The following is a 22627-nucleotide window of genomic DNA, read 5'->3' as shown; positions in this document are numbered from 1 at the left end:
ACCTTATTGTAGTGGTTTTTTATTTAATAAAAATTTGAAGGTATTATAAGTGTCTGTTGGCAATTACTTTTTATTTATTTATCCACCATTTAATACTTAATATTGCTACATATTAATTAGCTTTAACAAAAGGCTAAAATGGAATGATTTTAATAATTTGAAAACAGTTATCTAGAAATTTTAATGAAAACAACACCAGAACACAACCAAAGAATAGCTAAAATGACATTTGCTTCTGTATTTCCACACTACACGACAAAGATTGAAAAAAAAGGAAGAACACTTGAAGAGCTATATGAAGTAATTGAATGGCTTACTGGATATAATAAAGATAAATTAGAAGAGCTTATTGCTAAAAAAGTTACGTTTGAAACATTTTTTCAAAACGCCACATTAAACCCAAATGCAGAGCTTATAACTGGTGTTATTTGTGGTTATAGAATTGAAGACATTCAAAATCCAATAACAAAACAAGTACGGTTTTTAGATAAATTAATTGACGAATTAGCAAAGGGACGCCAAATGAAAAAAATTTTGCGTGAAGCCTAATTTACAGGGTTAACTACTATAAAATTAATTCGGCCAAATTCAAACAAATATTCGCAACTATTCAGATTCGTCTACACCTTTCTTTTTAGGATTATACATAACAATTATTTGAACTACAATAGCTAAAAATATCAAGAAATAAATTTCAATTTGCGTGTATAATTCAACCGTCTCAATAGCTCTATTACTAATGGAAATCTGTCTACTTCCTTCATTTAATTGAATTTTAGACAACTCATACAAGTTTTTATTTACCGCTGAAATCTGACTTAAAACCTCATTTTTATTGGAAAAACCAGAATCTACATAAGCAGTTTCTGCCACCTTTAGATCTGAAATATTACGTTTTAAATCACTAAAAACGGCTTGTTCTTCTCGCGTCAGTTTGGTTTGTTCAAATTGTTTAATAAATCCCTGAATATTACTATTTATAACAGCATTTTTATTAGAAAAAAAAGAAGAGTCTGATAAGGCTATGGCAACTTCTTTCTCATGAACTGGGCTTAAAATCTCAAAAATCAAATCGTTAGCAATTAATCGGTCTTCATAGATTGTTGTAACCGAATCCTTAACCCGGAGAAAGTTATTTCTATCAATTAAATTCGTGGTAATAATCAATACAAAAACCATTAAAATGCCTAGAACCCATTTAATTTTATTAAAAAAAGCCATACTTATTTATTTAAATAGTTGAATTTATAAACACCTTTCACTTTTACACGTACTGTGCCTAAAATGTTTTACAAAGAACGTCAATATTTTTAATGAATACTATCATTATCATCCATTTTGGTTTCTTTTTTAGTTATATGCAAAGAAAAAGAACAAAAAAAATAGCTTTTTCGTAAAACCATTAACTCGTTGTTTTAAATTGTAATTAAAAATAATATGGTGAAAGCTATAAAAATCACTATTTTTAATACCGAACCAAAAAATATTGTTAGCAAGCAATCTTTCTTCAAAATATTAAAATGACTATTGGTAAGAAATTTAATCAATTAGATAAAAGTGAGTATTTTCTAATCATTGAAAATTATAAACAATATAAAGATTTCAATACGCTAGGACTGTATCGTTCCATTTGTGAAAACGAGAATTTAGATTTGGAAACACGTATGGAGGTTAGAGATTTTGCACATACTATTTTCAAAAAAACGTTTAATTTTTATCAGTTAAAGGACCCAAAAACATACTTTGAACTGACTACTTTGGGTATGAATTTAACCGTTGCTGACGAACGTCAGGCTTGGAAAGAGATTAGAGAAAATCAAGAAAAAATACTATCGGATAAAAAAATTAAGCATCGAAACTTTGGGGACTATTCAAAACACAATTGCGGTTATGACAACTGTCCCTACAATGGTATCATGATTAAACAAGGTACAGGACTATCGGAAAATCATATGTGGTTTGAAACAGATAAGAAAAAAGAAAATGCGAAAAATAAATCCAAAAACCAAAAAAAACAGCGTCGGGAAAAATACAAAATAATCCGCGATGATTTGGATAATTAACAAATTCCCAATGATGTAATCCTTTTTTTAAGCAAAAAATGTACGCCACTTTGTAAATTAAGGAAGTGATGAATAAAACTATTGCCCTTTAATTAGAATTTTAAGAGTATTGGTTATCATTTTTACATTTATAATAAACTTACGCACTAGCAAATCACGGTACGTCCCCTATCAACAACAGGAACTATTACGACATTTATTAACTAAAGACAGACATTATCTAAATCCACACCAAACTTTTCATGTATCTTTGCTTCAAATATGCAACAGATGTCGTTTAAAGATTTAAAATTGATTAATCCGCTTTTAAAAGCTATTGAAGAACAAGGATATACACAGCCAACTGCTGTACAATTACAAACGATACCGCAGGTTTTAGCAAAAAAAGATGTGATAACGTCTGCACAAACAGGAACTGGAAAAACGGCTGCTTTTGCTTTACCAATTCTACAATTATTGTCTGAAAAGCAAGATGCACCTCGTGGCCATAAAACCATAAAAGCACTTATTGTTAGTCCTACTCGTGAATTAGCCTTACAAATTGGCAATAATTTTAAAGCGTATGGTCGTCATACTAATTTGCGGACAACAGTAATTTTTGGTGGAATTTCAGAAAAACCACAAGTGGATGTCTTAATGAAAGGGGTCGATATTTTAATCGCTACACCTGGCCGATTAATTGATTTAGAGAAACAAGGTGTTATTAATTTAAGCGCAGTTGAAATATTAGTTTTAGATGAAGCCGATTTAATGTTAGACATGGGTTTTATTGACGATGTCAAGCATATTGACAACCTGTGTCCAAAAGAAAAACAGATTCTCCTTTTCTCTGCAACCATGCCCTATAAAGTAGAACAATTAGCAAATACTATTTTAAAATGGCCTGAACGTATTGAAGTTTCAACAACAGCTTTAGCCGCCAAGAACATTGGACAAGTATTGTATTATGTCCCCAAACGTCATAAAATTGAGTTGTGTTTGCATTTACTTCGCAACAACATAAAAGGGAGTATTCTCATTTTTAGACGTACAAAATTTGGTGTTGATAAATTAGAAAGTGCACTCACTAAAAACGGTTATAATGTTGAAACCATTCATGGTGATAAAACCCAAACCGACAGGCAAGAAGCTTTAAAAAAATTTAAAAATGGCGTAATTAATATTCTTATTGCCACAGATGTTGCGGCTCGCGGAATTGACATTAGTGAACTAGATGCTGTTATTAATTTCGATTTACCAAACATACCAGAAACCTACATACATCGAATAGGTAGAACAGGTCGTGCAGGCAGTTCAGGAATGGCTTATTCATTTTGTGGAGCAGACGAGAAAAACTATGTTACAACCATTCAACAATTACTTCAAATAGCAATTCCTGTTGAAGAAAGTCATCCATACCCATTAGATCCAAAAGCAAAACCTATAACTCACAAATCTAAAGATTCTGGAAGTAAACATAAAAAAGGTAGAAAAAGCGCGGCTTCCAAAAAAAAGAAAAAACGCTGGTATTAACCCTAAAGAGGCTGTAAGTAATATTGGTTCGTCATTTATTGTTATAAATTGTATCTTTAAATTTTAACACCCATTAAATATTCATGCTTAAGCCCTATTTTATCTTATTTTTTTTATGTTTCTCCTCATTGGGAATCGCGCAAATAACTATTAAAGATAGTAAATCTAAAACACCCATTTCTTATGCAACCATATCCTTTGGAGACGGTCAAGGCTTATTTGCTGATGATGAAGGTCTTTTTATTTTTACCGAAAAATTATATGCTGATATAGATACCTTGTATGTTTCTGCACTAGGCTACAAAAGTAAAAAGGTAGCCACTAATACCATGGAAAATAGTATTTTTTTAGATGAAGAAGTCAGTGAATTAGATGAAGTCATCCTAATTGCTGAAGGAAGAAAGTTTAAAGAAGAAACCTTAAAACCCTATTTGGATGACGATTACTATTCATGTTGGCTACCAACTATAGAATCTGAAATAGCCGTTTTTTTTAATAATCCTGATTCAAAACTAACAAAAATAAGCACTATTCACTTTCCCATTACCTTGGAATCTAAAGATTGGGAAAAACGCAACCGTAAGAATGCTGAAAAAAAACCCTTTTCAACATTATTTAAGGTTAAACTATATAAAAATGACAACGGTGTTCCTGGACAGGTTTTAACCTATGAAAACATTGTATTTCGTGCTACAGAAAAAGGAGGTGATGTTTATAATTTAGATCTTAATTCTTACAACATAACCATTCCTAATGATGGATTTTTTGTATCACTTCAAGTTTTGGGTTACACTGATAAAACTGGAAAGCTGCTCCCTAACAAAAAATATAAAGAATTGAAGGGTCCGGAAGGAACCGTAAAAATACCAACTAATTTCAGACCACTATTACCATTTACAGATGAGATAAACTCTAATAACACCTATATTAAACGGGTGTTTATAAACGGCAACAATTGGATCCAATTTAAACAGGGCAATATAGATTCTGGACTACTAAAAAAAGGTCTGAATAATTACGGAATAGGCTTCACGTATAAAGTTTATAACGATGAATAACCCTTGGCACCTATACCTTATGGCAGCTATGTATGTTATTGCTGGTATCCTGCATTTTGTAAAACCCGTAATGTATTTACGAATTATGCCTCGTTACTTGCCATGCCATAAAACCTTGGTTTATGTGAGCGGATTAGCTGAAATAATTTTAGGAATAGCTATCTGTTTTCCTGACGTGAAGGCCTTTGCCATTTATGCTATTATTACCATGTTAATGGCATTTTTATTGGTGCATTTCTATATGCTCTTCAGCAAGGAAGCATCAGCAGGAATTCCTAAATGGATTTTAATTCTACGGATTCCATTGCAGTTTGGATTAATGTATTGGGCTTTTGGGTATCTGTAAAATCTCAAAATCTACTCAATCACAAAATCAAAATACGTTTTCGGGAACGGCTCACCACGTAAAGTAAAATGCCACCACTCTTGTGGATAATTTCTAAAACCATGTTTTTGCATGACCTGTTGTAATAATTGTCGGTTTTTCTTCTGAATGTCAGACAAATTCTGATAAGCAACCCAAGATGGTTCACCAAAAAAATCATAAGGACTACCCATATCTAATGGCTCTAGCGTATTGGCATCAATAATGGTTAAATCTACTGTACTACCTCGACTATGTCCCGATCGAGATGCTATATAACCATCACGAAATAAATGTTTCTTTTTTACATTAGGATAAAAAGATGCTTTCTGTCGGGTATCTTCCAAATCTTTAGCCCAACTTATAAAATGATTTACAGCGCGCTGTGGTCTATAAGCATCATAAATACGTAAGCATAAATTTTGTTGAGCTAATTCATCTTGAACTTTTTTCAAAGCATCTGCAGTAGGCTTGGTTACAATTAAGATATTTGTATGGTATCCAGTTATGGTATCACCAACAAAATTATTAGTAGAATAATAGCGTAATTCCACATCTATATCTGGGATAACAGAATTACCGTACACAAAACCCTCTGGCAGTGTTTGCTTTTGTGCAAAAGCTAGACCTACCAAAACCACAAGACTTATTATAACTTTGTATTTCATAATCAATCCACTAATTTAGAAAAAAATATACGATGGACTTATTTTCTTCCCAAAAAACTGTTTTTAATTTACCGCAAGCTGAATTGATTTATATTCCGCATTTTTATACTCCACAAAAAGCTCATGATTTATTTGTTTCCCTATTAGAAAATTGTACTTGGCAACAAGATACCATTACTATTTTTGGAAAAACTCATCTACAACCACGACTTACCGCTTTATATGCAAACAATACAAAAAGCTACTCTTACTCTAACATTATCATGCAACCGCAACCCTTTACTGACAAATTACTACATATTAAAACAGCTATTGAAAACGAAGCAAACACCAACTTTACAACCGTTTTACTGAATAGGTATCGGCACGGAAATGATAGTAACGGTTGGCATGCGGACAATGAAAAAGAGCTAGGTAAAAATCCTATAATTGCATCTTTGAGTTTAGGGGCTTCTAGATACTTTCATTATAAACATCGGACTATTAAAACAGAAAGACATAAGCTACTATTAGAATCTGGAAGTTTACTTATTATGGCTGGAGAAATGCAGCAGTTTTGGCTTCATCAAATCCCGAAAACCAAAAAAAATGTTGGCGAACGAATTAATTTAACGTTTCGGAAAATAGTCTAACAAAAAAAACCGAGGTCCCTCAACCTCGGTTTCGTTTTTATTTGCTTTATTATTATGCTGTTAGATTTAGGGTCTCTAGTATCAACGACATAATGCAAATATTAATTAATTAATCCATTGAACTAAAAAGTATGTCTTTTAGTACAGGTCAAATATAAAATTAGTTTTTATTACTAACGTTTAAATACATTTATTTTCGATGAAATGCACATAATTTTAACATTTACCGACTAAATATCACTTTTAATCGACGAAATACACTTTTTCTGAAATCATATTTGGTTTAAAATGTTCACAAATACATATCTAAAAATTGTAATTTTACGTTATAGTTTAAATGAAATCATTTTTTACTATTTTAATAACATTATTATGAAATTATTCATTTCTGTTTTAGTATTCTCCATAACCTTTCAAACCGTAGCTCAAGAACCAACCACAACGCAAACTGAAATTGAAGTATCTCCCTTTGTTGATGGCACGCTATTAGAGCCAAAAGATGCCAGTAAAAATATTTTAGCGATTATTATTGGTGATTATGGCCCTACCGATAGAAATGGAAATCAAAATTTTCAAAAAAACAATAATTTAAAAAAAATAGCCTTTAGCTTGGCAGAAAACGGTATCACGTCTTTCAGATATGACAAACGAATAGTTAAACAAATTTTAAAAGGTCGTGTAAATGCAAGACTTACTTTTGATGACTATGTAAAAGATGCTAAAGACGTCGTAAATTATTTTGTTAAAAAAGAAAACTACAACGCCATATATATTATAGGTCATGGTCAAGGTAGTTTAATAGGAATGTTGGCTGCCAACGAGCATATTACTGGTCTTGTTTCGCTAGGAGGCTCTGCAAAAAGTATTGACCAGGTTATTTTAGAACAAATAGAACAAACAGCTCCTAGACTAAAGCCTGATGCCGAACGTGTGTTTAACGTTTTAAGAACAGGAAAAACCACAACCGAATTTCCGCAAGAACTTTCTAATATTTTTAGTTTAGACACGCAAGATTTTATAGCTGATTGGATGCAATACAATCCAATTGAAATTATGGAAACTCTCAATATTCCTGTTTTAATTATCAATGGTACTAAAGATTTACAAGTATCTCCAGAAGAAGCAAATCAACTCTATGAGGCTGCCAAAGTCGGTACTTTAAAGACTATCACTAATATGAATCATGTACTATTCATTATTGAAGGTGGAAATCTTGAAAACTCAAAATCCTATGGAGAATCCTTTCGTCCTTTAGCTCCTGAACTTATACTTGCACTCACAGCCTTTATAAAATAATATATTTCCTATTATAAGAAAAAAGAAAGCACTCTAAAAAGAGTGCTTTCCTTACTAACCAACCAAAAATATGAAATGTTATTGCTTTTAATTAAAGTAACCACACTCTAATTAAAGTTAAGTTACAATAACACTATTTATATTTCAATAGTCATGCCAAAAATGATTTGTAGGATAATAATTTTATATATATCTTTATAATATCATTTTAATATCATACTAAATAACTAATCATGAAAGAAGAGAAAATTATATCACCTGCAAACGGCTACTTAATGTTGTTTGTATTCCTTGTATTATTTTTTGGAAGCATTGCCACCGCTATTACCACCGAAAACCCAGCCTACATTGCAGTTGTCGTTATCGCATTATTTATTGCACCTGGCTTTATTATGGTACAACCTAATGGTTCTCGAGTGTTACTATTGTTTGGGAAATACGTTGGCACCATAAAAGAGAATGGATTTTATTGGACGAATCCATTTTATACCAAGAAAAAAATATCATTGCGAGCGAGTAATTTTGACAGCGAACGCCTGAAAGTCAACGATAAACTCGGAAATCCTGTCATGATTAGCACCATTTTAGTTTGGCGTGTTCAAAATACGTACAAAGCTGCCTTTGATGTGGATAATTATGAAAATTTTGTCCGTGTTCAAACCGATGCTGCCGTTAGAAAATTAGCCAGTATGTATCCGTATGATAATTTTGCAGATGAAGGTTTAGATGAAGACATCACTTTGCGCTCCAGTTTGAATGAAGTTAGTGTCGCGCTTGAAAAAGAAATAGACGAGCGTTTATCAATTGCTGGAATTGAAGTATTAGAAGCTAGAATTGGTTATTTAGCCTATGCGCAAGAAATTGCAAATGCCATGCTAAAACGCCAGCAAGCTACAGCTATCGTTGCAGCTAGACATAAAATTGTGGAAGGTGCTGTAAGTATGGTTGAAATGGCTTTAGACGAATTAAGCAAGAAAGATATTGTCCATTTAGATGATGAACGTAAGGCAGCTATGGTGAGTAATTTAATGGTTGTTTTATGTGGTGATAAAGATGCATCACCAATTGTTAATGCTGGAACCTTAAACATGTAAAGCCAATTTGAATTAAAAAAAGCATGTTCAATCATAAAAAAGTTAATCTCAAGAATTCTAATTCCTATGAAAGAATACAAAGTTGAAGTGCCACGGTTAGGTTGGCGCAACCGCATGCAAAGTTTTGAAGACCTAATTAACCAATATGGTCGTGAGGGTTGGCGTGTAATCCACATAGCTCAAAATTATACGAGTGTTGTTTTTGAACGTGATAAAAACCGATAATTATGAAAAAAATCAACTTATTGCTAATATTTCTTTGTGCTAGCCAATTAATTATAGCGCAAAAAACAATTGCTTCGGAAGACATCATGCTAAAAAACGATAGCATCATTCTTCCTGGCACTTTAACCTATAATAAAGAACTAAAACAGCAACCATTAGTTATTTTTATTCATGGCTCTGGAAACGTGGACCGAAATGGAAACCAATTAGGTTTGGCAAATGCCAACTATATCAAACAGTTAGCCGACAGCTTAAATCAACGGGACATTGCTTTTTATCGATATGATAAACGATCAGCCAATTGGTTGAATTTACGATTCATGATGAAAGATCTAGATTTTATTCGCTTTGCTGATGATGCTAAAATAGCCATCAATAATTTTAAAGATGATAATCGATTTTCAAGCATCACACTTATTGGCCATAGTCAAGGTTCTTTGGTAGCTATGTTGGCTACCACAGATTACGTAGATAAATATGTTTCGTTAGCTGGACCAGCGGAACCTATTGATGTAATCATGACCAAACAATTAAAAATTCAAAATGACACATTAGGCCGAAAAGCAGAAGCACATTTTAAAGAATTACGAGAAACGGGAAGTATAGAAAACGTAGATTCGGAATTAGCAGCTATTTTTGTTAAACCAAATCAAAAATTTTTTAATTCTTGGATGAGTTATAATCCTTCCGAAGAACTAAAGAAACTCTCAATTCCGATTTTAATTTTAAATGGTGATAAAGATTTGCAAGTTTTTGAAAGTGATGCTGAAGGTTTACATCAAGCAAACCCAAAGTCTGAATTAGTAATTATTCCCAATATGAATCATGTGTTAAAACACATAAATGAGGATGAAGACAATGAGAAATCCTATAAATCTCCAGATTATCCATTATCAGAAACACTCATTAGCATTCTGGAAACATTTATAAAAAAATAGCATGTCCAAAAAGAAAGCTTTTGCATTACGAATGAATGAAGAGATGCTCAAAGCCGTTGAAAAATGGGCTTCTGATGAGTTTCGGAGTACCAATGGCCAAATTGAATGGATGCTAAAGCAGTGCTTAAAAGAAAATAATAGGTTACCTAAATCGAAAAAAAACACACCAAATAAAAGCGACTCTTAAAGTTGCTTTTTTTAACCCGTTTATTTTGGTATTTTGCAGCTTAAAATAACCAACCATGCAAGAACCACTTTTTACGAATGATACCATTGTTTTTGGACTTTTAATGCTCACACTCGGATTCATTTTTTATACGGAATCCATAAAAACAGGTTTTTGGCCTAAATTCTACAAAATAGTTCCAGGTTTATTTATGGCATATATGTTACCTGCTGTATTAACTACCACTGGGCTAATTGCTCCAGAGTGGGAAACCATAAACGAAGCTGGCGAAATAACCAAAGAAAGTACCAGTTTATATTATATGGCAAGTCGGTATTTACTACCAGCAGCCTTGGTATTAATGACTTTAAGCATCGATTTAAAGGCCGTCTTTAATTTAGGCTGGAAGGCATTAGTCATGTTTTTAACAGGAACATTGGGTATTGTAATTGGTGGGCCTATTGCTATTCTTCTCATTTCTTTGGTATCACCTGAAACTGTTGGTGGTGCTGGACCTGATGCAGTTTGGAGAGGCTTATCAACACTTGCAGGAAGCTGGATAGGTGGTGGCGCCAACCAAACTGCTATGTTAGAAATATATCAATACAACCAATCTGAATATGGGAAAATGGTATTTGTTGATATCGTAGTTGCTAACATATGGATGGCTGTAATTTTAATAGGTATTGGGCGCTCCAAAGCTATTGATAGATGGTTACGTGCTGATAATTCAGCTATTGAAGCATTAAAAGACAAAGTCACATCGTTTTCAAAAAGTGTGACTCGCAATCCCACTTTAACAGATATCATGATTATTGTAGCCATTGCTTTTGGTACAGTAAGTATAGCTCATATTGGTGCAAATTTTTTAGCTCCATTTTTCACTGATGTGGTAGGCGGTATCGAATCCAAAACACTACGAAACACCTTTACATTTTTAGATTCGCAATTCTTCTGGATGATTAGTATTGCTACTTTAATTGCCATTTTGCTGTCTTTTACAAAAGCTAAAAATTACGAAGGTGCTGGAGCTAGTAAATATGGGTCTGTATTTATATATATTCTAGTAGCTTCTATTGGTATGAAAATAGATTTGGCATCAATTTTTGATAATCCAGGACTAATTGCTGTTGGTTTAATTTGGATGAGTATCCATGCCGTATTACTGATTATTGTAGCTAAAATTATTAGAGCACCTTATTTCTTTTTAGCTGTTGGAAGTCAAGCCAATGTTGGTGGTGCCGCCTCAGCTCCTATTGTAGCATCTGCTTTTCACCCATCATTAGCTACAGTTGGCGTCTTACTTGCCGTATTTGGTTACGCTATAGGAACCATTGCTGCAATTGGTTGCACAATTTTAATGCGATTAGCAGCGGTTGGTTAGTATTTAAAAAATAATTATAAGATATTTGCGCCCTAAAATTCAAAATAAAACAATGAAATATTCATTCATAGTATTCGCTCTTTTTCTACTAGTCTCATGTGGAAAAGACCAACATGATTTAACCGTTAAAGGCACCGTAAAAGATTTAAAAAAGGGCACACTCTACCTACAGAAAATCCAGGACTCTACCCTAATTACGGTCGACTCATTAACCATAAATGGTAATTCCAATTTCGAGCTTCATGCGGAATTAGAATCTCCTGAAGTGTTTTTTCTGCATTTAAACAAAACCAATAAAGATGCTTACGGCAAAATTTCCTTTTTTGCAGATAAAGGTGTAACTGAGATAAATACAACGTTAAAAAACTTTGAATTAAATCCAGAAATAAAAGGATCCAAGCAACAAGTCATTTTTGAAAACTATTTAAAAATGATGGATCGTTATAATGATAAAAATCTGGAGTTAATTAAAGCTGAAATAGATGCTAAAAGCCAAAATGACTCAACACTTGTTGCCGATAATATGAAAGCGTATCAAAATCTTCTAAAAAGCAAGTATTTATATACCGTAAATTTTGCCATACAAAACAAAGACAGTGAAGTAGCACCCTATGTAGCCTTAACTGAAATTTATGATGCACAAACAAAATGGTTAGACACAATTAATAATGCTTTAACACCAGAAATCAAAGCTTCTAAATACGGTAAGGAATTGGATGCTTATATCAAGGATCGAAAGAGTAATTAGTAATAAAAATGTCAGCATTATTACAACCAAAACAGAGAAATAGCAAAAGCCAAACTTAACCACTAGATACACGTAAAACTCACAAAAAATAATTGAATTAATTCTTCAACTATTAGCGCCTTTTTCAATTATTAAATAACTAAAAACTTGACTCGGTTCAATTACAACAAGTAAAATTGATTTCAACTAAAATTATTGGGAATATATAAATAATGCCCCTAATGATTATCAAGCCCTCTTAATTACAAATAAAGACTCTAAAGTTAAATAAGTATTGTGATTTCAATTACATCACAAAGTACAACTTTAAATAACTTTCTATTATCCAAACAAACCCCTAAAAACCGATTATTAGCAACTTAACACTATGAAAAAAATACTGATTATATCTATTCTAATTATATCCTCAAATTTTGTAGAAGCTCAATTTATAAAAGAGAAATCCATTAATGCTCAAATAGGTTATGGCATTAGTGCTCCTTATAACACTATTGAAAATAGTGCGTCTGGCGGTTTCTTCATACAAAGTGAACTTATATTAAAAGCTGCTTCATGGGTTGAATTTAGACCGTATGCAGGATTTATTTTAACAAACGCAACAGATAAAGACTTGAACAATAAACCTATCAATGAGCGTGTAGAATCTCAAGCGTTTTTATTGGGCGGAAAAGTACGTGTAAAAGCACCAATTCCATGGGTTGCTCCTTATGTTGAAATTGGCATTGGCACATCCATTGGGAAATTTCAAACGGTTACTGCTTATGATAATATTGAAAAAAGTGGAATTATTTATCATATTCCCTTTGCATTTGGGTTGGAATTGGGACGAAATAATAATGTAGATCTTGGATTCTCTTACTACTTTCAACCTGCCGTTCAACAATATACTGGCGCTCTAGCAGTTGGAATTACTATTCCTTTAAATAAAAAAGTATAATTAGTATAAAACACACGCCGTAAAACAAAATTCTAAATAATAAACTCCAAACTAGAAATAGTTTGGAGTTTTTGTTTAAGAGCCGATGGAGGGACTCGAACCCACGACCTGCTGATTACAAATCAGCTGCTCTAGCCAGCTGAGCTACATCGGCAAAAGAAGCTGCAAATATAATCTTGAAAATTACATGTGCAACTATTTTTTTCTATTTTTTTTATCCTAATTTGTTAATTTTTTCAATTAACGCACGACCTTTTTCTTCAAGTTCTGCATTAATAGCTTTAAAGTGTGCTTTTTTATCTTCCACACTCCTATCATTAACTTTAACAATTAAGGTATCAAAAGTCGCAATTGCTTCGTCAATAATTGCTTCACTCTTTTTTGTGTCTTTGTCAGTGTTTGAATATTCCCAAACATAAACCGCTTCTATAATATCACCTAACACGTAATTAATGTCTTTTTTTAGGTCTCTTTTATTTGCCATAATAGTAGTTTTAAAATTTTTACAAAAGTAGGTAATTTAATTGTATTCCCGACATTTAGATAGGTGCTTTAAAACAAAAGAATTAATCTTTAAATCACACATAAACCTCCAATAATATGGCATGATCTGTTACTAATTCAATAGTCTTTAAAATTGCTGGGACTAAAACCGTTTCGCCAGTTTGTAAATGCGTACTGAACCCATTTGATTTAACGGTAACCTGCCCTGAAACACACATGTAAACAAGGAACGAGTCTTGAGTATTTGTTTTCGATATGGTTTTGGTAAGTTTTAAGTAATTAGTAGTGAAATAAGGACAGCTTACCATGGTGTTCGTTTTGTTTTCTGCTTTTAAATAATTAACTCTAAAGTTATCTGGCATATTAAAATCGAAAGCCTCCAATGCCAAATCATTATGAAGTTCGCGTTGTTTTCCGGCGTTGTCCACACGATCCCAATCGTAAACACGATATGTAATATCACTAGTTTGTTGAATTTCTGCTAACAAAACTCCTGCTCCTATGGCATGTACACGGCCTACATCAATAAAATAGGTGTCTCCTGTTTTAACCGTATCGAAATTTAAAATTTCAGGTAGTGTTTTATTTTCTAAATGCTTCAAATAAATTTCTGAACTCATGGGCTGATTAAATCCAACAATTAAATTTGAATCTGGATCGGCTTGCATAACATACCACATTTCGGTTTTCCCAAAAGAGTTGTGACGTTTGGCAGCTAATGCATTATTGGGGTGTAACTGAATGGATAAATCGTGTTTAGCATCTATAAATTTGATGAGCAATGGAAAGGTATTGGCAAATTGTTTGTAGTTTTTATTTCCAATTAAATCAGCTTGATAGGTACTTAATATATGCTTTAAGGATTGCCCCTCTAAGCTGCCATTTGCTACAATAGAAGTATCACCTTCCACATCGCTAATTTCCCAACTTTCACCAATATTTTTTAGCGTTGAGGGCTTATTGAGAATTGTTTTCAATTTTTCACCTCCCCAAATTTTATCTTTCAAAATAGGTGTAAATTTAATAGGATATAGCGGACTTTTCATTTATTTGCCTGAATAGGTTACAAAATTCCGAGGTGTTTCATATAGCGTTACCTCTAAATCTAAAGTCTTAGCCAAATGTTTGCGTAGTTTATTAAAAATTACGACGACAATATTTTCAGCGGTTGGGTTTAAATTTTGAAATTCTGGAACATCTAAATTTAAGTTTTTATGATCGAAAGCATCTTCGATTTCAGTTTTAATTAAATCCTTTAAAATTTTCACATCTATAACATATCCCGTTTCTGGATCAATGTCACCCGTAACGCTAACAATCATATCATAATTATGTCCATGGAAATTTGGATTATTACACTTGCCAAAAATTTGGTCATTTTTTTCGTCAGACCAGTCTTTACGGTATAAGCGATGCGCCGCATTAAAATGTGCCTTTCTACTAACAGTAACTTTCATTATCCCGTAATATTTATGTGTTCATAGAATTTTTCGAAAATAATTTTAAACCAAGCCGTATATAAATCAGGTTGTGTTTTCATATCAGCTTTTACAGCATCTAAACTCATCCATTTCCAAGCAGCAACTTCATCAGGATTAATGTTGGGCAATTCATTAAAATGGCCTATCATAATATGATCATATTCATGCTCGGTTAGACCATTATCAAAAGGTGCTTTATATATAAATGAAATTGATTCTGTTAAATCGGTTACAAACCCCATTTCTTCTTGAAGACGACGCTTACCAGCTTCAATGTTGCTCTCGCCAGCACGTTGATGACTACAGCAGGTATTGGTCCATAAACCAGGCGAATGATACTTGTGCATGGCACGTTGCTGAATCATTAATTCATTTTTATCATTAAATATGAAAACCGAGAATGCACGATGTAATAAGGCCTTTTCATGAGCTTCCATTTTGCCCATAAGCCCAATTTGCTCATCGTTTTCATTTACTAAAATTACTTGTTCTTCAATCATACCGTAAAAATACCAATCAAAAAATTAAAAATACGACAAACTTATCATAAAATTAAAAAGCCAGAAATGCGTATCATATTTTGCGTTTATAAATAGTATCTTTGCTACCCATTTTAAAACAGATTATGAGTTTTACATCAGAGATAAACAGACGTCGTACTTTTGGTATTATTTCGCACCCAGATGCCGGAAAAACAACCCTAACTGAAAAATTACTACTATTTGGTGGTGCTATTCAGGAGGCAGGTGCCGTAAAGAGTAACAAAATAAAAAAAGGTGCTACTAGTGACTTTATGGAGATTGAACGCCAACGTGGTATTTCCGTAGCAACATCGGTTTTAGCTTTTGAATATGACGGTATTAAAATTAATATTCTAGATACGCCTGGACACAAGGATTTTGCAGAAGATACATTTAGAACTCTAACGGCAGTTGATAGCGTAATTGTTGTTATTGATGTGGCTAAAGGTGTGGAGGAACAAACTGAAAAATTAGTGGAAGTTTGCCGGATGCGAAACATTCCGATGATTGTTTTCATTAATAAAATGGATCGCGAAGGTAAAGATGCTTTTGATTTATTAGATGAAGTTGAGCAGAAATTAGGATTGAGCGTGGTTCCTTTGAGTTTCCCTATAGGAATGGGTTATGATTTTAAAGGTATTTATAATTTATGGGAAAAGAATATCAACCTATTTAGTGGTGATAGCCGAAAAGATATTGAAGAAACAATAGAAATTTCTGATTTACAATCGTCCGAAATTGATGAGTTAATAGGCAAAAAAGCGGCTAATACACTTCGTGAAGAAGTAGAATTAGTGGAAGGGATTTATCCAGCTTTTGATAGAGATAGTTATTTAAGTGGACAGCAACAGCCTGTATTTTTTGGTTCTGCTTTAAATAATTTTGGAGTACGTGAATTACTGGATTGTTTTGTGGATATAGCTCCAAAACCTAGATCAAAACAAAGTGAAGAACGTTTGGTAAAACCCGATGAAAAGAATTTTACTGGTTTTGTCTTTAAAATTCACGCCAACATGGATCCCAATCATCGTGACCGTCTAGCTTTTATTAAAATTGTTTCTGGAAAATTTGAACGTAATAAGCCATATTTACATGTAAGAAACAATAAAAAATTAAAATTTTCAAGCCCAAATGCTTTCTTTGCTGAAAAGAAAGAAATTGTAGATGTATCTTATCCTGGCGATATTGTGGGTTTACATGATACTGGAAATTTTAAAATTGGTGATACTTTAACCGAAGGTGAACAGATAAATTACAAAGGTGTTCCTAGTTTTAGTCCAGAACACTTTAGATATATTAATAATGCCGACCCTTTAAAATCCAAGCAATTGTACAAAGGAATCGATCAGCTCATGGATGAAGGTGTCGCGCAGTTGTTCACTTTAGAACTCAATGGTCGTAAAGTAATTGGGACAGTTGGTGCCTTACAGTATGAAGTTATCCAATATAGATTAGAACATGAGTATGGCGCTAAATGTACCTATGAAAATTTGAACGTACATAAAGCTTGTTGGGTTGAGGCTAAGGATAAAAAAAGTGAAGAATACAAAGAATTCTTACGTGTTAAACAACGCTTTCTAGCGAAAGACAAGCAAAATCAATTGGTGTTTTTAGCAGACTCACCGTTCTCACTTCAGATGACGCAACAGAAATATCCTAATATTAAATTCCATTACACATCTGAATTTGATTAAAAAAATGCCCGATTATCGAAAAGTAGATAAAATATTTGCTTTTAATCGAATTTTTAATACTTTTAATCGATATAATATTATTTTTTAAAACACGTTCTAAAATCATTTAGTGACATCATAACCCAAATTGTGATTACTATGAAAGCAAAACACCATGTTTTTAGTAATAAAGATATTACTGTAACCTACAATCCATCAATCTGCACAAACGCTGAGCGCTGTGCTTTAGAACTCTCTCATGTATTTAGGCAATCTGTTATTCCTTGGATAGATTTAGAGGCAGATTCCAATGAAAATATTATTACTCAAGTTAAAAGGTGTCCTTCTGGAGCCTTACAATTTTGTTTAAATAAAAAAGAAGCATGTTAATTGGCAAGATTATTAAAAACAAAAAAACCTTAATTAATAAGGCTTTTTTTGTTTTTAATATTGCTTAAGACCCGCTTAAAGTATAATGGAATTGGCGGTTACTCTTATAAAATATGTCGAGAACCGCTATCTCCTAATCATCTTTAAATTATAATTTAAGTTTTAAGCCTGACCTGTAGGCCCAAAATTTAATGGAATTGGCGGTTGCTCTTATAAAATATGTCGAGAACCGCTATCTCCTAATCATCTTTTTAAATTATAATTTAAGTTTTAAGCCTGACCTGTAGGCCCAAAATTTAATGGAATTGGCGGTTGCTCGTAATCTTTGATTTCACCATGTGCATTTTCAAATCGCGAAACATTTTCGCCCAAAGCCTTTAACAGGCGTTTGGCATGCTGTGGTGTTAATATAATACGGGATTTTACTTTACTCTTTGGTGTGCCAGGCATAACACTAACAAAATCCACCACAAATTCTGAAACAGAATGATTAATAATAGCTAGGTTTGAATAAGTTCCTTCGGCTACTTTCTCATCAATTTCAATATTTATTTGTCCCTGTTTTTTTTGATTTGGATTATCACTCATAATAGTATGTAATAAAAAAATAGCGTGAATTTCTTCACGCTATTTTCAGTTTATTAATTAGTTATAATTAACTTCTTGTTTAGCTTGCATCATTTCATCAAACTCTTCCTTGGATCCTACAATTATGTTTTCATAAGATCTCATACCAGTACCAGCTGGAATTCTATGACCTACAATAACATTCTCCTTAAGACCTTCAAGTGTATCTACTTTACCATTTACGGCTGCTTCGTTTAAAACTTTAGTTGTTTCTTGGAACGACGCTGCAGAAATAAACGATTTAGTTTGTAATGATGCTCTTGTAATACCCTGTAAAATTGGCGTAGCTGTAGCTGGTTGTGCATCACGTGCTTCAACAAGCTTCTTATCTTCACGACGTAACAGAGAATTTTCATCACGTAACTCTCGTGGAGATATTATTTGACCTGCTTTAATATTTACAGAATCACCTGGATCTTCTACTACTTTCATTCCGAAAATTTCATCATTTTCCTCAATAAAGTCAGCTTTATGAACCAATTGGTTTTCTAAGAATGTCGTATCACCAGAATCCATGATTCTAACTTTACGCATCATTTGTCTTACAACCACCTCAAAGTGTTTATCATTAATTTTCACACCTTGCAAACGATATACTTCTTGTACTTCGTTTACTAAATATTGTTGAACTGCTGAAGGGCCTTTAATATTTAAAATATCATTAGGTGTTACAGAACCGTCTGATAACGGCATACCTGCTTTAACAAAATCATTTTCTTGAACAAGAATCTGGTTTGATAATTTAACCAAGTACTTCTTAACTTCACCTAGTTTCGATTCTACAATAATTTCACGGTTACCACGCTTAATTTTACCAAATGACACCACACCATCTATAGCACTAACTACAGCTGGGTTGGATGGGTTACGTGCTTCGAATAATTCTGTAACACGAGGTAAACCACCTGTGATATCACCAGATTTAGCAGATTTACGAGGGATTTTAACTAAAATCTTACCAACTTTAATTTTTTCACCTTCATCAATCATTAAGTGCGCACCAACTGGTAAGTTATAAGAACGCATAGCATTTCCTTTTGCGTCTTCAATATGAAGCGTAGGAATAAGCTTCTTATTTCTAGATTCAGAAATTACTTTTTCTTGGAAACCTGTTTGTTCATCAATTTCTACTTGATAGGTTACACCTTGCTCAATGTTTTCATAACGTACTTTACCAGCAAATTCTGAAATAATAACACCGTTATAAGGATCCCATGAACAAACAACATCTCCTTTCTTCAGAACGTCACCATTTTTAACGAAAATAGTGGAACCGTAAGGAATATTATTAGTACTTAGAGTAATACCTGTTTTCTTATCTATTAATTTTAATTCAGAAGTACGAGAAATAACCATATTAGCTTCGTTACCATCCGAGTCTTCACCCTTAATAGTTTTAAGCTCGTCAATCTCTGCTATACCATCGAATTTAACAATTAGTTTGTTTTCTTCTGAAATGTTACCTGCAATACCACCCACGTGGAAGGTACGTAGTGTTAACTGTGTTCCTGGTTCTCCAATAGATTGCGCAGCTACTACACCAACAGCTTCACCACGTTGAACCATTTTACCTGTTGCTAAATTACGACCGTAACATTTAGCACAGATACCTTGTTTGGCTTCACAGGTTAATGCTGAACGAACTTCAACGGCATCAACTGGAGAATTTTCGATTGTTTTAGCAATAACTTCATCAATCATCTCGTTTGCACCAACCAATAACTCATCTGTTAATGGGTTGTAAACATCATTTAATGAAATACGACCTAAAATACGTTCTGATAAGGTTTCAACAACTTCATCATTTTTCTTTAATGGAGTAACTTCTACTCCACGTAACGTACCACAATCAACGCTATTAACAATAACATCTTGAGATACATCTACCAAACGACGTGTTAAGTAACCTGCATCGGCAGTTTTAAGAGCCGTATCGGCAAGACCTTTACGTGCACCGTGAGTAGAGATAAAGTATTCTAAAATGGATAGACCTTCTTTAAAGTTAGAAAGAATTGGATTTTCAATAATTTCTCCACCTCCTGCAGTCGATTTCTTTGGTTTCGCCATTAATCCACGCATACCTGTAAGCTGACGAATCTGTTCTTTAGATCCACGAGCTCCAGAATCAAGCATCATATATACCGAGTTGAAACCTTGTTGGTCTTCACGAATACGCTTCATAGACAACTCAGTCAATTCAGCATTCGTAGATGTCCAGATATCAATAACTTGGTTATAACGTTCGTTATTGGTAATAAGACCCATATTATAGTTGGCCATAATACCATCAACTTTAACATTTGCACCATCAATCATAGATTGTTTTTCTGGTGGAATGATAATATCACCTAAACTAAATGATAATCCACCTTGGAAAGCAAATTTATAACCTAAAGTTTTAATTTCGTCAAGGAAAGCAGCTGTTTCTGGTACACTTGTTACTTTTAAAATATCACCAATAATATTTCGTAGTGATTTTTTAGTTAATACTTCATTAATGTAACCAGCTGCATGAGGTACTTTATCGTTAAATAATACACGACCTACTGTGGTATTAATGACTTGTAATGTTAACTCTTCTGCTTCATTAAAAGCATAAGTTCTCACGCGAATAGCAGCATTTAAGTCTACACGACCTTCGTTATAAGCAATCACCACTTCTTCTGGAGAATAAAACGTTAAGCCTTCACCTTTAATTTTAACTTCGTCTGTTGATTTACGCTCTTTAGTCATATAATATAAACCAAGTACCATATCTTGTGAAGGTACTGCTACTGGCGAACCATTAGCTGGATTTAAAATATTATGCGATGCTAGCATTAACATTTGCGATTCTAAAATGGCTTCAGGGCCTAACGGTAAGTGCACAGCCATTTGGTCACCATCAAAATCGGCATTAAATGCTGTAGTAACTAATGGATGCAATTGAATGGCTTTTCCTTCAATTAATTTTGGTTGAAAAGCTTGAATACCCAATCGGTGAAGCGTTGGCGCACGGTTTAGTAATACTGGGTGTCCTTTAAGAACATTTTCCAAGATATCCCAAACCACTGGCTCTCTTTTATCTATAATTTTCTTCGCAGATTTTACAGTTTTAACAATACCTCTTTCAATTAATTTACGAATTACAAAAGGCTTGTATAATTCTGCTGCCATATTTTTAGGCAATCCACATTCAAATAATTTTAATTCTGGTCCAACAACAATTACCGAACGTGCAGAATAATCAACACGCTTACCAAGTAAGTTTTGACGGAAACGTCCTTGCTTACCTTTTAATGAATCGGATAATGATTTTAATGGTCTGTTAGAATCTGTTTTAACAGCAGAAGATTTACGAGTATTATCGAATAATGAATCTACAGATTCCTGTAGCATACGTTTTTCGTTACGCAAAATAACTTCTGGCGCTTTGATTTCAACTAAACGCTTTAAACGGTTATTACGGATAATAACACGACGGTATAAATCATTTAAATCTGATGTTGCAAAACGACCACCATCTAAAGGTACTAATGGACGTAATTCTGGTGGAATGATTGGAATAACCTTCATAATCATCCATTCAGCCTTATTCTCACGGTTTTCGTTAGATTCACGTAAAGCTTCAACAACTTGTAAACGCTTTAAAGCTTCTGTTTTACGTTGTTTAGATGTTTCTGTATTTGCTTTATGACGTAATTCAAATGATAATTCATCTAAATTGATACGCGATAAAAGTTCAATTAAACATTCAGCACCCATTTTAGCCAGGAATTTATTTGGATCTGTATCGTCCAAATATTGATTTTCTTTTGGTAGGGTTTCTAATATGTTTAAGTATTCTTCTTCAGTAAGGAAGTCCATTTTCTGAACAGGTTCTCCTTCTGCATTTTTTGCAATACCTGGTTGAATTACTACGTAGCGTTCGTAGTAAATAATCATATCTAATTTTTTAGATGGTAAACCAAGTAAATAACCTATTTTATTTGGTAACGAACGGAAGTACCAAATGTGCGCTACTGGAACTACTAAATTAATGTGTCCAACACGATCACGACGTACTTTCTTTTCTGTTACTTCTACACCACAACGGTCACATACGATACCTTTGTATCTAATACGCTTATATTTTCCACAGGCACATTCGTAATCCTTTACAGGACCAAAAATACGCTCACAGAATAAACCATCACGTTCTGGTTTATGAGTTCGATAATTGATAGTTTCTGGCTTTAGAACTTCACCGCGAGATTCTGCTAAAATAGACTCTGGTGATGCTAAACCAATGGAGATTTTGTTAAACCTCTGTACTGTATTCTTATCTTGTTTTCTTGCCATGTTTTTTAAGTCTTCAGTTTTTAGTC

Annotated in this window: 24 protein-coding genes and 1 tRNA gene; 16 read left to right on the top strand and 9 right to left on the bottom strand. The window is 33.2% G+C overall.

Annotated features, from left to right (window positions below; all coding sequences use genetic code 11):
- Positions 1 to 183 precede the first annotated feature (183 nt).
- Complete coding sequence (locus tag BM239_RS13835; protein ID WP_092209652.1) at positions 184 to 549, top strand: DUF2200 domain-containing protein; 366 nt, start codon at positions 184 to 186, stop codon at positions 547 to 549.
- A 57-nt stretch (positions 550 to 606) separates the two neighbouring features.
- On the opposite strand, the gene BM239_RS13830 is transcribed toward BM239_RS13835, so the two are convergent.
- Positions 607 to 1221: an MCP four helix bundle domain-containing protein gene (locus BM239_RS13830; protein WP_092209650.1), complete on the bottom strand. Its 615-nt coding sequence runs from the start codon at positions 1219 to 1221 to the stop codon at positions 607 to 609.
- A gap of 299 nt (positions 1222 to 1520) precedes the next feature.
- On the opposite strand from BM239_RS13830, the gene BM239_RS13825 reads away from it, so the two are divergent.
- The 4 genes from BM239_RS13825 (at position 1521) to BM239_RS13810 (ending at position 4979) form a co-directional block, all read left to right on the top strand.
- A complete protein-coding gene (locus BM239_RS13825) occupies positions 1521 to 2063 on the top strand; it encodes a hypothetical protein (protein WP_092209648.1) in 543 nt (180 codons plus the stop codon).
- Between the two features lie 270 nt (positions 2064 to 2333).
- On the top strand, positions 2334 to 3575 hold the full coding sequence (locus tag BM239_RS13820) for a DEAD/DEAH box helicase (RefSeq protein ID WP_092209646.1): 1242 nt from the start codon (positions 2334 to 2336) through the stop codon (positions 3573 to 3575).
- An 83-nt stretch (positions 3576 to 3658) separates the two neighbouring features.
- Positions 3659 to 4633 carry a carboxypeptidase-like regulatory domain-containing protein gene (locus tag BM239_RS13815; RefSeq protein WP_177209050.1) on the top strand — a complete coding sequence of 325 codons (975 nt, stop codon included), beginning with the start codon at positions 3659 to 3661 and terminating at the stop codon, positions 4631 to 4633.
- The gene (locus BM239_RS13810; RefSeq protein WP_092209644.1) at positions 4626 to 4979 is read left to right on the top strand and encodes a DoxX family protein; all 354 of its coding nucleotides are present in this window, start codon (positions 4626 to 4628) and stop codon (positions 4977 to 4979) included. Before BM239_RS13815 ends, BM239_RS13810 begins: the two co-directional genes overlap by 8 nt.
- 11 nt (positions 4980 to 4990) lie before the next feature.
- Here BM239_RS13810 and BM239_RS13805 read toward each other — a convergent pair whose 3' ends face one another.
- Positions 4991 to 5665 carry a M15 family metallopeptidase gene (locus tag BM239_RS13805; RefSeq protein ID WP_092209641.1) on the bottom strand — a complete coding sequence of 225 codons (675 nt, stop codon included), beginning with the start codon at positions 5663 to 5665 and terminating at the stop codon, positions 4991 to 4993.
- A gap of 32 nt (positions 5666 to 5697) precedes the next feature.
- Here BM239_RS13805 and BM239_RS13800 point away from each other — a divergent pair, with 32 nt between their 5' ends.
- The 9 genes from BM239_RS13800 to BM239_RS13765 all read left to right on the top strand — a co-directional run bounded on the left by BM239_RS13800 (position 5698) and on the right by BM239_RS13765 (position 13085).
- A complete protein-coding gene (locus BM239_RS13800) occupies positions 5698 to 6297 on the top strand; it encodes an alpha-ketoglutarate-dependent dioxygenase AlkB family protein (RefSeq protein ID WP_092209639.1) in 600 nt (199 codons plus the stop codon).
- 372 nt (positions 6298 to 6669) lie between these two features.
- Positions 6670 to 7593 carry an alpha/beta hydrolase gene (locus BM239_RS13795; RefSeq protein ID WP_092209786.1) on the top strand — a complete coding sequence of 308 codons (924 nt, stop codon included), beginning with the start codon at positions 6670 to 6672 and terminating at the stop codon, positions 7591 to 7593.
- Positions 7594 to 7826: 233 nt separating this feature from the next.
- Positions 7827 to 8687, top strand: a complete 861-nt coding sequence (locus tag BM239_RS13790) for an SPFH domain-containing protein (RefSeq protein ID WP_092209637.1) — start codon at positions 7827 to 7829, stop codon at positions 8685 to 8687.
- A 66-nt stretch (positions 8688 to 8753) separates the two neighbouring features.
- Complete coding sequence (locus BM239_RS15330; protein ID WP_143094932.1) at positions 8754 to 8912, top strand: DUF4177 domain-containing protein; 159 nt, start codon at positions 8754 to 8756, stop codon at positions 8910 to 8912.
- Between the two features lie 2 nt (positions 8913 to 8914).
- On the top strand, positions 8915 to 9850 hold the full coding sequence (locus BM239_RS13785) for an alpha/beta hydrolase (RefSeq protein ID WP_092209635.1): 936 nt from the start codon (positions 8915 to 8917) through the stop codon (positions 9848 to 9850).
- Position 9851: 1 nt separating this feature from the next.
- On the top strand, positions 9852 to 10037 hold the full coding sequence (locus tag BM239_RS13780) for a type II toxin-antitoxin system antitoxin (protein ID WP_092209633.1): 186 nt from the start codon (positions 9852 to 9854) through the stop codon (positions 10035 to 10037).
- A 55-nt stretch (positions 10038 to 10092) separates the two neighbouring features.
- Positions 10093 to 11400 (top strand): DUF819 family protein, encoded by a 1308-nt coding sequence (locus BM239_RS13775; RefSeq protein ID WP_092209631.1) that lies wholly within the window; start codon positions 10093 to 10095, stop codon positions 11398 to 11400.
- Between the two features lie 52 nt (positions 11401 to 11452).
- Positions 11453 to 12148: a DUF4369 domain-containing protein gene (locus BM239_RS13770; protein ID WP_092209629.1), complete on the top strand. Its 696-nt coding sequence runs from the start codon at positions 11453 to 11455 to the stop codon at positions 12146 to 12148.
- 367 nt (positions 12149 to 12515) lie between these two features.
- Positions 12516 to 13085 carry a hypothetical protein gene (locus tag BM239_RS13765; RefSeq protein ID WP_092209627.1) on the top strand — a complete coding sequence of 190 codons (570 nt, stop codon included), beginning with the start codon at positions 12516 to 12518 and terminating at the stop codon, positions 13083 to 13085.
- 80 nt (positions 13086 to 13165) lie between these two features.
- Here BM239_RS13765 and BM239_RS13760 read toward each other — a convergent pair.
- From BM239_RS13760 to idi, 5 genes are all read right to left on the bottom strand, one after another.
- Positions 13166 to 13239, bottom strand: a tRNA-Thr gene (locus tag BM239_RS13760).
- Between the two features lie 60 nt (positions 13240 to 13299).
- Positions 13300 to 13569, bottom strand: coding sequence for a hypothetical protein (locus BM239_RS13755; RefSeq protein WP_066251171.1), 270 nt, complete (start codon positions 13567 to 13569; stop codon positions 13300 to 13302).
- 94 nt (positions 13570 to 13663) lie between these two features.
- Positions 13664 to 14635: a type I phosphomannose isomerase catalytic subunit gene (locus BM239_RS13750; protein ID WP_092209624.1), complete on the bottom strand. Its 972-nt coding sequence runs from the start codon at positions 14633 to 14635 to the stop codon at positions 13664 to 13666.
- Positions 14636 to 15046 carry a 6-pyruvoyl trahydropterin synthase family protein gene (locus tag BM239_RS13745; RefSeq protein WP_092209622.1) on the bottom strand — a complete coding sequence of 137 codons (411 nt, stop codon included), beginning with the start codon at positions 15044 to 15046 and terminating at the stop codon, positions 14636 to 14638.
- Positions 15046 to 15570, bottom strand: a complete 525-nt coding sequence (gene idi, locus BM239_RS13740; protein WP_092209620.1) for an isopentenyl-diphosphate Delta-isomerase — start codon at positions 15568 to 15570, stop codon at positions 15046 to 15048. Before idi ends, BM239_RS13745 begins: the two co-directional genes overlap by 1 nt.
- 125 nt (positions 15571 to 15695) lie before the next feature.
- Between idi and BM239_RS13735 the strand changes: the two genes are divergently transcribed.
- Both BM239_RS13735 and BM239_RS13730 read left to right on the top strand, forming a co-directional pair.
- Positions 15696 to 17285 carry a peptide chain release factor 3 gene (locus BM239_RS13735; RefSeq protein WP_092209618.1) on the top strand — a complete coding sequence of 530 codons (1590 nt, stop codon included), beginning with the start codon at positions 15696 to 15698 and terminating at the stop codon, positions 17283 to 17285.
- Positions 17286 to 17423: 138 nt separating this feature from the next.
- Positions 17424 to 17654, top strand: coding sequence for a (4Fe-4S)-binding protein (locus BM239_RS13730; RefSeq protein ID WP_092209616.1), 231 nt, complete (start codon positions 17424 to 17426; stop codon positions 17652 to 17654).
- A gap of 270 nt (positions 17655 to 17924) precedes the next feature.
- On the opposite strand, the gene BM239_RS13725 is transcribed toward BM239_RS13730, so the two are convergent.
- Positions 17925 to 18242, bottom strand: coding sequence for a DUF3467 domain-containing protein (locus BM239_RS13725; RefSeq protein WP_092209614.1), 318 nt, complete (start codon positions 18240 to 18242; stop codon positions 17925 to 17927).
- 57 nt (positions 18243 to 18299) lie between these two features.
- Positions 18300 to 22601, bottom strand: a complete 4302-nt coding sequence (rpoC, locus tag BM239_RS13720) for a DNA-directed RNA polymerase subunit beta' (RefSeq protein ID WP_092209612.1) — start codon at positions 22599 to 22601, stop codon at positions 18300 to 18302.
- Positions 22602 to 22627 lie beyond the last annotated feature (26 nt).

This window comes from Algorimicrobium echini, from assembly GCF_900115185.1.
Classification (GTDB): Bacteria; Bacteroidota; Bacteroidia; order Flavobacteriales; family Flavobacteriaceae; genus Algorimicrobium; species Algorimicrobium echini.
The sequence above is the reverse complement of the archived record's forward strand: the minus strand, read 5'-3'. Positions and strand labels throughout refer to the sequence as shown.

Excerpts from the sequence above, each read along its gene's own strand:
- BM239_RS13835 (WP_092209652.1), top strand. The coding sequence starts at position 184 with ATGAAAACAACACCAGAACACAACCAAAGAATAGCTAAAATGACATTT.
- BM239_RS13830 (WP_092209650.1), bottom strand. The coding sequence starts at position 1,221 with ATGGCTTTTTTTAATAAAATTAAATGGGTTCTAGGCATTTTAATGGTT.
- BM239_RS13825 (WP_092209648.1), top strand. The coding sequence starts at position 1,521 with ATGACTATTGGTAAGAAATTTAATCAATTAGATAAAAGTGAGTATTTT.
- BM239_RS13820 (WP_092209646.1), top strand. The coding sequence starts at position 2,334 with ATGTCGTTTAAAGATTTAAAATTGATTAATCCGCTTTTAAAAGCTATT.
- BM239_RS13815 (WP_177209050.1), top strand. The coding sequence starts at position 3,659 with ATGCTTAAGCCCTATTTTATCTTATTTTTTTTATGTTTCTCCTCATTG.
- BM239_RS13810 (WP_092209644.1), top strand. The coding sequence starts at position 4,626 with ATGAATAACCCTTGGCACCTATACCTTATGGCAGCTATGTATGTTATT.
- BM239_RS13805 (WP_092209641.1), bottom strand. The coding sequence starts at position 5,665 with ATGAAATACAAAGTTATAATAAGTCTTGTGGTTTTGGTAGGTCTAGCT.
- BM239_RS13800 (WP_092209639.1), top strand. The coding sequence starts at position 5,698 with ATGGACTTATTTTCTTCCCAAAAAACTGTTTTTAATTTACCGCAAGCT.
- BM239_RS13795 (WP_092209786.1), top strand. The coding sequence starts at position 6,670 with ATGAAATTATTCATTTCTGTTTTAGTATTCTCCATAACCTTTCAAACC.
- BM239_RS13790 (WP_092209637.1), top strand. The coding sequence starts at position 7,827 with ATGAAAGAAGAGAAAATTATATCACCTGCAAACGGCTACTTAATGTTG.
- BM239_RS15330 (WP_143094932.1), top strand. The coding sequence starts at position 8,754 with ATGAAAGAATACAAAGTTGAAGTGCCACGGTTAGGTTGGCGCAACCGC.
- BM239_RS13785 (WP_092209635.1), top strand. The coding sequence starts at position 8,915 with ATGAAAAAAATCAACTTATTGCTAATATTTCTTTGTGCTAGCCAATTA.
- BM239_RS13780 (WP_092209633.1), top strand. The coding sequence starts at position 9,852 with ATGTCCAAAAAGAAAGCTTTTGCATTACGAATGAATGAAGAGATGCTC.
- BM239_RS13775 (WP_092209631.1), top strand. The coding sequence starts at position 10,093 with ATGCAAGAACCACTTTTTACGAATGATACCATTGTTTTTGGACTTTTA.
- BM239_RS13770 (WP_092209629.1), top strand. The coding sequence starts at position 11,453 with ATGAAATATTCATTCATAGTATTCGCTCTTTTTCTACTAGTCTCATGT.
- BM239_RS13765 (WP_092209627.1), top strand. The coding sequence starts at position 12,516 with ATGAAAAAAATACTGATTATATCTATTCTAATTATATCCTCAAATTTT.
- BM239_RS13755 (WP_066251171.1), bottom strand. The coding sequence starts at position 13,569 with ATGGCAAATAAAAGAGACCTAAAAAAAGACATTAATTACGTGTTAGGT.
- BM239_RS13750 (WP_092209624.1), bottom strand. The coding sequence starts at position 14,635 with ATGAAAAGTCCGCTATATCCTATTAAATTTACACCTATTTTGAAAGAT.
- BM239_RS13745 (WP_092209622.1), bottom strand. The coding sequence starts at position 15,046 with ATGAAAGTTACTGTTAGTAGAAAGGCACATTTTAATGCGGCGCATCGC.
- idi (WP_092209620.1), bottom strand. The coding sequence starts at position 15,570 with ATGATTGAAGAACAAGTAATTTTAGTAAATGAAAACGATGAGCAAATT.
- BM239_RS13735 (WP_092209618.1), top strand. The coding sequence starts at position 15,696 with ATGAGTTTTACATCAGAGATAAACAGACGTCGTACTTTTGGTATTATT.
- BM239_RS13730 (WP_092209616.1), top strand. The coding sequence starts at position 17,424 with ATGAAAGCAAAACACCATGTTTTTAGTAATAAAGATATTACTGTAACC.
- BM239_RS13725 (WP_092209614.1), bottom strand. The coding sequence starts at position 18,242 with ATGAGTGATAATCCAAATCAAAAAAAACAGGGACAAATAAATATTGAA.
- rpoC (WP_092209612.1), bottom strand. The coding sequence starts at position 22,601 with ATGGCAAGAAAACAAGATAAGAATACAGTACAGAGGTTTAACAAAATC.